General features: G+C 60.3%; 9 protein-coding genes and 2 pseudogenes. 5 read left to right on the plus strand and 6 right to left on the minus strand.

The features are described 5' to 3' along the window. The 3 genes and pseudogenes from EOA32_RS25025 to EOA32_RS25035 all read right to left on the minus strand — a co-directional run. A partial coding sequence (locus EOA32_RS25025; protein WP_145971346.1) for a ParB/RepB/Spo0J family partition protein occupies positions 1–2021 on the minus strand: 2021 nt, incomplete at its 3' end. Between the two features lie 118 nt (positions 2022–2139). Beyond that, complete coding sequence (locus EOA32_RS25030) at positions 2140–2535, minus strand: DUF2958 domain-containing protein (protein ID WP_128373153.1); 396 nt, start codon at positions 2533–2535, stop codon at positions 2140–2142. A gap of 182 nt (positions 2536–2717) precedes the next feature. Further along, a pseudogene (locus EOA32_RS25035) lies at positions 2718–3948 on the minus strand (DUF932 domain-containing protein). Between the two features lie 313 nt (positions 3949–4261). On the opposite strand from EOA32_RS25035, the gene EOA32_RS25040 reads away from it, so the two are divergent. Together EOA32_RS25040 and EOA32_RS40095 are read left to right on the plus strand one after the other, a co-directional pair. Further along, complete coding sequence (locus tag EOA32_RS25040) at positions 4262–5455, plus strand: DUF1173 domain-containing protein (protein WP_128373150.1); 1194 nt, start codon at positions 4262–4264, stop codon at positions 5453–5455. A gap of 33 nt (positions 5456–5488) precedes the next feature. Next, positions 5489–5816: pseudogene (locus EOA32_RS40095) on the plus strand (transposase); the annotation flags it as partial. Positions 5817–5988: 172 nt separating this feature from the next. Here EOA32_RS40095 and EOA32_RS25050 read toward each other — a convergent pair. Further along, a complete protein-coding gene (locus tag EOA32_RS25050) occupies positions 5989–6204 on the minus strand; it encodes a DUF982 domain-containing protein (RefSeq protein WP_281015286.1) in 216 nt (71 codons plus the stop codon). 270 nt (positions 6205–6474) lie between these two features. Next, positions 6475–6765, minus strand: coding sequence for a DUF982 domain-containing protein (locus tag EOA32_RS25055; protein ID WP_128373152.1), 291 nt, complete (start codon positions 6763–6765; stop codon positions 6475–6477). Between the two features lie 422 nt (positions 6766–7187). Between EOA32_RS25055 and EOA32_RS25060 the strand changes: the two genes are divergently transcribed. Beyond that, positions 7188–7649: a MucR family transcriptional regulator gene (locus EOA32_RS25060; protein WP_127386599.1), complete on the plus strand. Its 462-nt coding sequence runs from the start codon at positions 7188–7190 to the stop codon at positions 7647–7649. A 582-nt stretch (positions 7650–8231) separates the two neighbouring features. Continuing rightward, the gene (locus tag EOA32_RS25065; protein WP_128373154.1) at positions 8232–10193 is read left to right on the plus strand and encodes an EAL domain-containing protein; all 1962 of its coding nucleotides are present in this window, start codon (positions 8232–8234) and stop codon (positions 10191–10193) included. 289 nt (positions 10194–10482) lie between these two features. Here EOA32_RS25065 and EOA32_RS40800 read toward each other — a convergent pair whose 3' ends face one another. Further along, positions 10483–10611, minus strand: coding sequence for a hypothetical protein (locus EOA32_RS40800; RefSeq protein WP_348632220.1), 129 nt, complete (start codon positions 10609–10611; stop codon positions 10483–10485). A gap of 414 nt (positions 10612–11025) precedes the next feature. Between EOA32_RS40800 and EOA32_RS25075 the strand changes: the two genes are divergently transcribed. After that, positions 11026–11648 (plus strand): MFS transporter (locus tag EOA32_RS25075; protein ID WP_245499378.1); only part of this gene is annotated, 623 nt, incomplete at its 3' end.

The following is an 11648-nucleotide window of genomic DNA, read 5'->3' on the forward strand; positions in this document are numbered from 1 at the left end:
ACGTCATCGGTGACGGTCTCGCCGGCATCGGCAACCGCCTCGTCGCCATCAAGGCGCAGCGGCTCAGGCAGCCAGCTCGATCCTTGGAGAAGGCGAGCAGCCTCGCGTGCCATCAAGTCCTTCTTCATGTGGTCGATCAGCTGTGCGGAATCCTCGCCGCGTCCCTCGCGCACGGCTTGAACGATCCGGGCCTTGGTGACGCGGCCGAGATAGTTGTCCACCGTGGGCGACCAGCCAGCCTCCACCATGTCGAACTCAAGCGTGGCAGCGAGTGCATCGGCATGGGCAAGCGCGCCTGGCCGCTTGTTCCACGGCTCGACCACGGCGTTGAGCGAGAGCGACGCGCAGTGCGCGAACAGCGCCTTGCGGCTCGCTTCATCGAGACCGAGCAGGAAGTCCCAGAGCTTGTCGCTGTCTGGCATATCCCTATCCCATGCCTCGTGACGCTCCGCGATCTCCTTGGCCCAAGCAGTCTCAGCAAGGCCCTGGACCTGGCCAAAACTGTTGCTCGCAAGAGTGACCTCGAGGCAGCTGTCCTTGGCGAAGCGGTAGAACACCTGCAGCACGAGGGCATGGAGAACGGCGACGAAGGCGATGTCGACGTTCCCCGCAAGCGCGTTGCGCAGCGCCAGCGTCTTCTGCGCGGTGAGGTCGAAGACAAGCCGTTCCGGCAGAGGCTTGATGCCTTCTTCCTCGGGCTCCTCGGTCGCTTCGGATATGCCATTCGTGGACCGGCCGTTGACGACGACGCCATTGGCGCCGTTCTCGTCGAACTGTGACGCGTCGCGAGCCCTGCCGTCGGCCTCCTCGTCATCGTCCACCTCGACGCGGGGTTCATCCTCGGGACGAACGAAGCCGGCTTCGACCTGGAGCTGGCCGTTGGCGCCGAGCGTGACGAAGGCGCCGGCAATCGCCTTCTGTGCCGGATCGTAGACATGTGGGCGATCGCTAAATCCGTCGAGCTCGGCGCCGAGCTGATCGAGCCTGTCCTCGATCTCCTGGTCGGCATCCTCCATCTCGGCATACTTGGCGTCGAGCGCATCGTACTCCGCCTTCACCGCGTCGTAGCGGGCGATCTCCTCGGCGCTCATTTCCGCGGGCTCAGCATAGACCCGCCGCCTGCCGGAGGTGTGGCCATAGGGGAAGCTGATCGCCGCCTCGACCCACTTCCATCCGTCGGCGCGGATGGTCTCGGCGTCGATCTTCAGCCTGTCGAAGACCAGTTGCTCGAGCAGTGCCGCATCCTGGAACCAGCCGCCGGAATCCTGCTCGAACAGGTCGCGCAGGATGACGCCGCCAGCAGCTTCGTAGGCCTCGGCGCCGACATAGACTGCGCGGCGATCATCGGCACGAACCGTTGTTTCCGTCAGCAGGCGCCGGATGTAATAGGGCTCCTGCATGTGCGGATTGCCGGAGATGCGCTCCCAGACCTGCTCCTGGCGCGCATGATCATCGGAGATCGAGAACGCCATGATCTGCTCGAGGCGGATTTCGTCCTTCTCGTAAAAATCGAGCAGCTTTGGCGAGACCGAGGCGAGCTTCAGCCGCTGTTTGACTGTCGCCGCCGACACGAAGAAGCGGGCGGCGATCTCCTCCACGTCAAGCCCCTGCTCCCTCAGTGCCTTGAATGCGCTGAACTGATCGAGCGGATGCAGGTTCTCGCGATGCACGTTCTCGGCAAGCGAGTCCTCCTCGGCCGAGGTCGTTCCGCTGCGATTGACGATGCAAGGGATCGGTTCGTTCTTCGCCAGGCGCTTCTGCTTGACCAGAATGCCGAGCGCTAGATAGCGGCGGCCGCCGGCGGGCACTTCGTAGCTGCCGGTCTCGTCTCCGTTTCCGTCGAGCACGGGCCGGACGTTCAGGCTCTGCAGGAGCTTTCGCCGACCGATGTCCTCGGCGAGCTGCTCGATGGTGACGCCGTCCTTTACCCGGCGAACATTCTGCTGCGACAGGACCAGCTTGTCGTAGGCGATGTTCTCCGAGGGATTCATTGCGATCTTCTGAATGGCGCTTTTTGCCATGGTCAGGGTCTCCATGACGGGCGGCCCGGGAACTCTCCCCGAACCTCCAAACCCGTCAGGAACCCTCCCCTCCGCCCTCTGCCTCTCGCGGCCGCCGCGCCGGCGCAAGCCGGCGGCCTCAATGCGGTTCGGCGACATCGACTCGTCCAGCCTTGCGCAGCGCCTCGAGCACGCGGGCATGGTCCATGAGGATGTGGATGAGCGCCTGGCGATCGACGGTGACCGTCTTGCTGGTGCTGCGCGTGCGATCGTGCCGCTCGTGCAGGGTCTCGAATTCGGCAAAAGTGGTGAAGAGCTGGAGAATGGGGCGACCGCTCATGGCGCGGTCCTCGGTTCGGCGGATGCGGACATGGTTCCGACGCCCTAGGATGTCGCCGTCAGCATCAAGCTCGGTTGCAAGCCAGGTGCGGATCCCGACCGGATTGAAGAACTTGACCACCGAGACATGGTCGCGATCGCTCTGGCGGCCGTTGGCGAGGAACCGTTCGCGCTGGTCAGCTGTCAGCAGAGGCATTCGGGTGTTGGCGGTATCATGCATGGGTCGCGCTCCATGACGGACGATCGAAAGCCCGCCTTCCGACCTCGTGGTCCGTCACGACGAAAGGCGCCGCCCTCATGGTTGTGAGGACGGCGCCTTGAAATGGCGATGAAAGGGACGCCGGCTTGCGATACGTGGGATCGCCGGCTGGGCGGGGATCAGTGAACGAGGTCGAGGAGCTTCTTGGCTTTGCCTTCCATTTCGAGCCGCACATCCTGGTGCTGCTTGTCGCGCGCAACGCGGGTGATACCTTGGACGAAGTCGAACACCGATGCCGGCGGATGGCCTTCGTCGGTGAGCACAGCATCGATAATCTTGGTGGATTCGCCTTTCGAGAAGCCGCGCTTGCGCAGGAATGTCGTCCGATCATCGTCGTTGCGGGCAACGACGCGCTCGCGCGCTGCCTTGATGCCGTTGACGAAGGGCATGGGCGAGGATTCCGCGAACTGGATCAGCGCCGGTTCGGCTTCCAGCGCAAAGCGCGAGGCGGCGTATTTGGAGTGACGGATGGTGATTTCCTGGAAATCCTCGACGCCGTCGGGTAGGGGCGAGGGTTCCCGATGGGATTGACCTCAGATTGCGATTTTGGCATACGGCACGCAGGTAAAAGCTTGCGATTCCTAGGGTTTTCGAGCCGACCTCGCTGTTCCAGGCATAGAATCCGCGAAAGTAGAGATCCGGTTCGCCGTTGGCCAACCGGCCGGCTTCGATGGGGTTGAGGTCGTCAACCAGGAACACAAAGATGTCGCGGTCCGAGGCATACAGCGTGGTCGTGTCCTTCGAGATGTCGACATTGGGGTTGTAAATGCTGGTCGACCAATCGAGCACGCCGGGCACTTTCCAGCGTGTGTCGCCGGTTCCGTTGCCGGCGATCTTCTGGACCGCCTCGACGAGTTCGTGGTCAAAAATCCTGCCGTAGTCCGGGCCAGTAACTGCTCGAAGCTCAAGGCGGCCGTTCTCGATTTCGAGTGTCTTGACCTGCTCGGCCCGGTGCGTGGAAAGCCCATACTGCAGATTGATGCCGGCAAGCGTGGCCGGAAGCTGCCGAAGATACGTCGCGGGTGCACCGACCAGGCTGGCGAGCTGGCCAAAACTCCAATGCGTCGGCGCCACCGGCGCGTGGGCATCCGGCAGTAGGAGCGTCAGCCGCTCGGGATTGTCGCGAGACGCTTCGACTCGGATCGCTTCGCTTTCCACGATACGGGTCTTGCTGCGTTCGGACCGCCGTTTCACCGAATTGTGGAGATCGGTGAGCGACAGGTAGCGTTCGTCGGCAGGCCGGTTGAACCATTCCGACGACACGCGCCCGATGCGCTGGCCGCGGCTGACATCGACCTTATAACCGTTGGGCGTCGTGCGTGACGGCGCCAGAATCTCCATATGGGTCATGATCATTCTCCGCGACGGGTGCCGGGAGCCTCTCTCCTGGCCTCGACCCGCCATCGCATCCCTGCCTCCCCTCTGCCTCTCCAGCGCCGGCCAATGCCGGAAGGGCGCCAACGCAGCGATCGCTCATGCAATAGGAATCAATTATCCGCACCGAAGGCCTCGGCTACGTCAGTCATTCTTCGCAAGAAGGCAAACTCGGCGACTGCCCTGCTCTGGGTCGCGCGATTATCCAAGCGAGCGGGTTGCGCTCGCTGCAAAGCCGTGACTCAATACGGACACAGGGATGCGGTGGCGACCTGGAGCTTTGGAGGTGATGCGGCGATACAGGATTGGTGGTTCGCTTTACTTTGAGGATGCACCTGAGCTTCAGGAAGCTCTGACGGCCGCTCATCAACGGCACGAGCGGCCATTGTGCATGTGCCGGGGCGGCGGTCTGCCCATGTACATCGCGCGCATGGGCAGCCTTTACGTGATCAAGCGCATGCCGCTCAGCGGCGGCGAGCACGATCCCTCCTGTGCGTCTTACGAGTCGCCATACGAGCTTTCGGGTCTTGGTGCCCTGATGGGCAGCGCCATACAGCTCGACCCGCAGAGCGGGATGGCGGCGCTAAAGCTGGATTTCAGCCTGTCGAAGATCGGCAGTCGCGCGGCCTCGCCGCAGGCTAGTCCGGGCTCAGACAGCGTTTCGGGTGAGGCGAAAAAGCTGTCGTTGCGCGGGCTGCTGCATTATCTGTGGCACGAGGCGGAGCTGACGGTCTGGACATCGCTTTGGGCGGGAAAACGTCATTGGTGGAACGTGCAATGGCACCTGCGTGAGGCTGCAAAGCAGATGATCGTCAAGGGCCGCCCGCTTGCCGAGACGTTGTATGTGCCGGAGGCGTTCAGAGCCGAGAAAAAAGACGCGATCGAAAGGCGTCGCGCCGAAGCGCTGGCGCCGCTGGCGACTTCGGGATCGGGTCCACGCAAGCTGATGATCCTTGTCGGCGAGGTGAAGGAGTTCGAGCCGGCCCGTGCCGGCCACAAGCTCGTCATTCGCCACATGCCGGGCTTTCCATTCATGGTCGACGGTGACTTGCATGGTCGCCTGCGGACGCGCTTTGACCGGGAATTTTCGTTATGGGAGGCGGACGACCGCTCCCATCTTATGGCCATTGCCACGTTTGGGGTCAATGCGGCGGGGCTTGCGGTGATCGAGGAAATCGCCGTGATGGTCGTGAACGAGAACTGGATACCGTACGACTCCGTCCACGAGCGGAAGCTGGTCGACGCTCTCGCAAGGATGCAGGACAAGAGCATCAAGGGATTGCGATACAACCTGCCGGCGGAGCAGCCGATCGCCAACGCGATGGTACAGCGCCTCGGTCAGTCGATTGCTCTCTACATTGTGCCGGTTGGAGTCGACGACAAATTTGAGCTGATGCTGAACGACATGATCGAGGCGCGTCCGCAAATCGGTTCGTGGATCTGGCGCGTGAGTGAAGGCGAGATGCCGTCACTACAACTGTAGCGGCCGCGTTAAGCGGCTGCTACAAGGCCGCCGCAACGCCTCGACGAGTTGAAGACTGGAGACGGGCGCGACCTACCTGCCCACCTGAAAAGACAGGTCAGCCGAGAGCTGGATCGCCTGGAGCTGCTGCTCGAAGAGATCAAATCTGTAGAAGCCGAACGCAATGCGCTCCTTGGGTCTCAGGTCAAGAAAGCCAACCAGCGTCAGGTCGAAATGCTCCTGGGCATAAGGGAATTGGCGCTGAGGTCGCAACGATTTGTGGACGGAGGCACTATATCGCCATTTCGATAATCCCCGGCGGATCGCCTCTTACGCGGGTATTGCCCCTACGCCGTGGCAAAGCGGTTCAATCGATCGGGAACCAACGGCGCCTGCTCAGCCGCGCACCCGAATTGCGACGCCTTGAAAGCAGAACCGCGCTCGCTGCTGGCCCGACGGAGCTAGCGCGCAATCGCTCGGCTTACGCCAGGCGCGATCATGGCGCTGGCAATCGCAATGGAGAGAGGGAGTGACGCAAATGGGCGCCGCAAGTTTCAATCGCCGCGCAGGATCTTTGCTTCAAGCGCGGCCGCGACGAAAGCTCTGCGGGCGGCCGGTGGATGGCTCTCACCGCGCAACACGCGCAGACACGCGTCCATCGCTGCCTTGCGCTTTTCCGTTTCACGCGTGAGATCCCGCAGCAAGATCGTGGCCGCGTCATTGACATCGAACACGACGCGCTCCGCGGCGTGGCGGCTTACCTGGACCACGACCGGCCGCTCAAATCTGCTCAACTCACCGTTCCCCCTCAAGTCGTGCGGCAAGGTCCGCTCGGCCCAGCTTTATGCCTCACCCGAGGTGACAAAGACAGGCGAACCCGAAAGCCCAACTCGATCCCTCGGCGGCTATCCGATCGCCGTAAGCACTGTCATCCCGGCTTTCCGGAATTACCAGCGATGATGGAGATTCTTCCGCCCGTGTCCGCGCTCGGTGAAAATCTGAACGGAATACCCCCAAGCTTGGCTACAATCCACCCGTCCCTACGCGCGCCGCTTCTTGCAGGCGGCGATCCACTGCATGGCAGAGATTGGATCTTCGAGGATGGCGACCTGCCTGGCGAAATCGATAAAACCATGGTGTGCGGCGCTTAACGGTTTGTGCCCTTCCTCTGCGTCATAGCAGGCCTGAAGGGCGCTCTGGTGGGTCAGATCTCTTTGATGCTCGGGCCAGTCGTTGAGGAAATCGATGGCGTCCGCGAGGCTCGCAATCTCTTGGACGATGTAGGTCGCACGCTTCACGAAAATAGGGCTCCCGAAGTCCTCTGCATCCATGCGCTCCTCCCACTTGGCGAACCCCTGCTTTGCACGAGCATTCCTCGGCAACCATCGCAATGTGCTGTCCGGACCGAGACGGTTCAAGGGGCTGGATCGAAGATTTCTCCTTGGCGCAGGTGCCCAGGGGAGGTTGCGGGATCAGGGCATTAAGATGCGCGGCGCAGGTTGATTTTCGAGGCCGTCAAAGGCGGCGAAACGAAACCCATTCTGCTCGAAAGCAGTTTCATGAACCGCAAAACCCCTCGGCGGGTCCGACCGATTTTTTTGCCGGAAGCTGTCGGCATCAGGGTAGAACCATCGTGTGCCTCGGCCCGCAATTTGGGACCCAGTGCTACGGGAGCCCTGACTTTGATTGCATTCTGTGGCTGCCTTCATTAATAAAACCGATCCGCCGCCGTTTATCAAAGCAGGAGCATTGCGTGACAGAAGAAGCCGAAAACAATACTGACGCCCTGATCGAGCTTACCGCCGAAGTCGTGTCGGCCTATGTGTCGAACAATCCGCTCCCGGTAGGTGAGCTTCCGGCTCTAATCGGTCAGGTGCATACGGCGTTGAAGGGCACGATGGGCGGCCCGGTCGCGAAGCCTGAGGACCTCAAGCCTGCCGTTCCCATCAGGAAGTCGGTCACGCCCGACTACATCATCAGCCTGGAGGATGGAAAGAAGTTCAAGTCGCTGAAGCGGCATCTGGCGACCCACTATGGTCTGACGCCCGAAGAATACCGGGCGAAATGGGGACTATCGGCAGACTATCCGATGGTTGCCCCGAACTATGCCGCCGCGCGCTCAGCTTTGGCGAAGACCATGGGCCTCGGCAGAAAACCCAATGAGGCCCAACAGGCCGCACCGGCAAAGAGGAGCCGCAAAAAGGCGGCCGCCTGATCGTCCCGGCTTGTTTGTTGGCCAGGTGCCGTTTGAAAGGCGGGATCTCCGGCTTCGCCTTCGAGCAGATCGAGACCGGCATGTCTGCGATCCACAGTGAACTCGCCTACGTCCCGCAGCGCTGACATGATCGTGGAGAAGGCCTCCTGTGTCTGCCGGACCTCGGGACGGTTCGTCGAGTTGTCAGCCTTCAAAGGGTGAGAGCTCAGCATGGCTGCAGGGGGCTACCGGACAATAACGATGCTGCCCGGCTGATCCGACAGGGGAAGCCGAAGGTCCTCAAGGCGCATAGTGTAGATTTTCTGTGCCAGCGTGCTTTGGCAGCAAAGCCTGCGGTTCTTTTGGTTAACCGAATACAAGGCGGAGGGCTAACGGGCATAATTGCGAAAACCTGGATCAGGCTAGCTCGGCGATGACCTAAGGGAGCATCGCGTTTTCACTATCTTCGAATTTCCAAAACCCTTGGCTTCCCAACTGGGCTGTCCAAATTTGCGGTTGAAATTTACTTTTTCAGAATTGTTCGGTGTTAGGGGACCGACCAATACGCAGCTGACTACTCTACCGCGGGGGAGTGAAGGAGTGATGCAGCGTCTGTCTGCCGCAAGGCTCGGCGACCTCCTGGCGGGAGACCTGCGTGTTTTTGGCGGGCCCTCAACGATCGAACCGCTTGCCGGCCGCATCAGGGCGGAGCAGGTCAGTATCGTGCTTCGCAGCACGCTTCTTGGCATGGTTGCGAACATACTCAATGCGGCCACTTTTGTTATCGCGGTTTGGGGCTCGCCCGACCAGACGAAAGCCATCCTCTGGGCGAGTGTGATCATCGCCGCCGCTGGGTTCGTAGGCCTAAGAGCGAGATCATCGTTTCAGTCAGTCAAACCAAGGTCAGTGTCTCGCCGGACAACGCAAAACCTGGTGCGAAACGCCTTCCTGTTCGGCACTTGGTGGGGTGCACTTCCCGTTCTGTTCTTCGGAGGAGCAACGAGTGCCGCCCAGGTTGTCATTACCTGCCTGAGCGCTGGCATGATCGCAGGCGGTGCCGCTTCTTTTTCCACGATTCCTATTGCGGCCATCGCGTATACGCTGCCGATCTTCGTCGGTTCAGCGGTTGCGATTGTGTGGCTGGATGGAGCCGTCAATCTGCCCGTCGCAATCCTGATGGTGAGCTACGCCATCACGCTGTTTCGTGCCGTGCTTGCTCACGCGTCCGAATTTACCCGACGCTGCATTCTGCAAGCGGAAAGCGAAAATGCCATTCGCAGGGATGTTCTAACGAGTTTGCCAAACCGGTTCAGCTTCAACGAGCGGCTGGAAAACGCGTTGGTGGACGCAAAGCAGTTTGACCAGCACTTTGCGTTACTCTTGTTCGATCTTAACAATTTCGACGAGGTGAACGATCGCTTTGGCCGCGCAATAGGGGATGCCCTTTTGGTCGAAGTGGCTGCGAGACTTCGGAAATCGACGCGGGAGAGCGATGGCATCGCGAGATTGGAGGGCGACGAATTTGCTATAATCGTCACGTGCGATATTAGGCCAGATCAAATCAGGTCCTTAGCCAAACAGATCATCGATGGCATGCGCACCCCTTTCATGATTGAAGGACGCGAAATATATTGCAGGGCCTCTATCGGTATCGCCTTGGCGCCCACTGATGGTTTGGATGCCAATCAACTCCTGCGCTGCGTCGACACCGCGCTACACAGGGCCAAGACGCTGGGGACGGGTTCCATCCAGTTTTTCAGCGCAAACGACGATGAAGCTGCCACAAGGCGCCATGCCCTTGAACGCGATCTGGCATCTGCGCTCGCCAGTGACCAGCTTTGGCTTGCATTTCAACCCTTTCTCGATCTCGGGAGCGATCGCATCCGAGGTTTTGAAGCGCTTCTGCGGTGGCAGCATCCGACCCTTGGCGCGATCCCTCCCTCGGAGTTCATACCTATCGCCGAAGAAACGGGTTTGATTCACTCCATCGGACACTGGGCTGTCAAAACGGCTTGTTCGGCGGCTGCGCGCTGGCCGCGCGACTTGCGGGTCTCCGTCAACTTGTCGGCAGTGCAGCTTAAGAACAAGGCCTTGCTAGATGGAATTTTAGAGACCTTGGCTGAAGCCGCTTTGGAGCCCCGGAGACTGGAGGTCGAGATTACAGAAAATGTTCTAATTTCGAATTTTGAAGAAACAATTTCGTTATTACAATCGTTAAGTTCGCTGTCCGTAACAGTTGCTCTTGACGATTTTGGTACTGGCTATTCATCACTCACTTATCTTCGGAAATTGCCTCTTTCGCGGCTCAAGATCGACCGATCTTTTGTCCAGGATCTGCTCACCGATGCGGACTGCGCCGCGATTGTGAGATCATTGGTTGAGTTGGCGCATGAGCTTCGAATTGAGGTGACGGCCGAAGGCGTCGAAACTCCCGAACAGCTCGACTGTCTGCGCCGCGTCGGATGTGATGAAGCTCAGGGCTATTTAATCGGGAAACCTGTCCGGATTGACGACATTCCTGGCATTGCTGCGAAGCCGTTTGGTCAGAAGCAGGTACTCGAATAGCAAGACCGGCACCTTGGCGGCGATGGTCTGGTTGTCTCGAATCTCGACGGGGACGGCCGCCTTGCTCAGGTAGGCTGAAGGCCGCAAATCCTTGTGCAAGCACTGGCAGTAGCCCTGTGACGAAGCATCACGTCGGTCGAGCGGCGCCGGCGCTGGTTTCGGGAGGAGAAGGAGCGGGTGTTCGCGGCGACGTTTGAGGCAGTGGCCAGGCGCGGGTACGTCGAGACGGCATTGCGTCGAGATTTAGCAGATTTGAGAAGCGGGTCGTGTTCGGGTTAGCCGCCATAGCTCAGAGCGCATCGTGTTCAATGTTAGTGATGCTGCCGCTATCCTGCTGCATGATCTTCATCGTCAGACCGAGAAAACGGAAAGGCAGCGATGGACGCCTGTCTGCAGGGTATTGCGTGGTGAGGCCCATCCACCAACTGCTCGAAAAGCTTTCGATGCAGCCGCGCTTGAAGCAATGATTATGCGCAGCGATTAACCCTTGCGCTGGATCTCGATCTCGGCCGACGACATCGTCGACCGCAAGCGCCAGCTCGAAGCGGATTTTCCGTCTTTACTCAAGTTTTGGCCGTAGATTCTGGGATGTGCCGCTCGTCGCCGCCTCAATCATTCTTGGTGGGCTGTTCGGCGCGACCGCATTGCCGGTTGCCACCTGTGGCCGCATTCGTCGGAGGCAAAAGAGTTTCTCTCAATTTTGCCAGCCGCCACGGTTCAGTCGAGATTACATGCGAGACGGCCGATAACGGAAAGCAAAGGCTCGCAAAAAATGAGTAGAGTGGCTGGATCAGTTGAAGATTTGGCTGCGCCGGCGACGTTTGCGCCCCTCATGCAGCCGACCTTTCGTTCGATCTGGCTCGCTACCCAGGTCTCTTCTCTCGGCTGGTTGATGCAGACTGTCGCCATCAGCTGGCTGATGGCGACGATCTCGACTTCCGATCTGATGGTTGCGCTGGTGCAGGCGTCATCGAACCTGCCCGCTTTCATCTTGTCCGTCTTCGCCGGAGCCCTCGCCGATAATTTCAGCCGTCGCAGGGTCATGTTCGCCGGCCGGTGCCTGATGGTGATAGGATCTGCGATGCTGACCGCTGTTGTGGCGCTGGGCTTTGTCAGTCCGTGGATGATCCTCGGCTTCAGCTTCCTGATCGCATGCGGGGGTGCTCTTCACGATCCCGCCTGGCAGGCCTCGGTTGGCGATATCGTCGACCGCCGCGATGTCCCGGCCGCCGTGACCCTGCTCTCCGTCGGCTTCAACACGGTCCGGACCGTGGGCCCGGCGCTCGGCGGCATCGTGGTTGCCTCGTTTGGGCTTTTGGCAGCTTTTAGCGTGACCACCCTCACCTATTTGGTCCCTTTGGGCACGATATGGCGCTGCAAGTGGAAGGTTCGCTCTTCGCCTCTCCCGCGCGAGTCGATGAGGACGGCGATCTATGACGGGCTGCGCTTCACGGC

Source organism: Mesorhizobium sp. M1A.F.Ca.ET.072.01.1.1, assembly GCF_004023325.1.
Classification (GTDB): domain Bacteria; phylum Pseudomonadota; class Alphaproteobacteria; order Rhizobiales; family Rhizobiaceae; genus Mesorhizobium.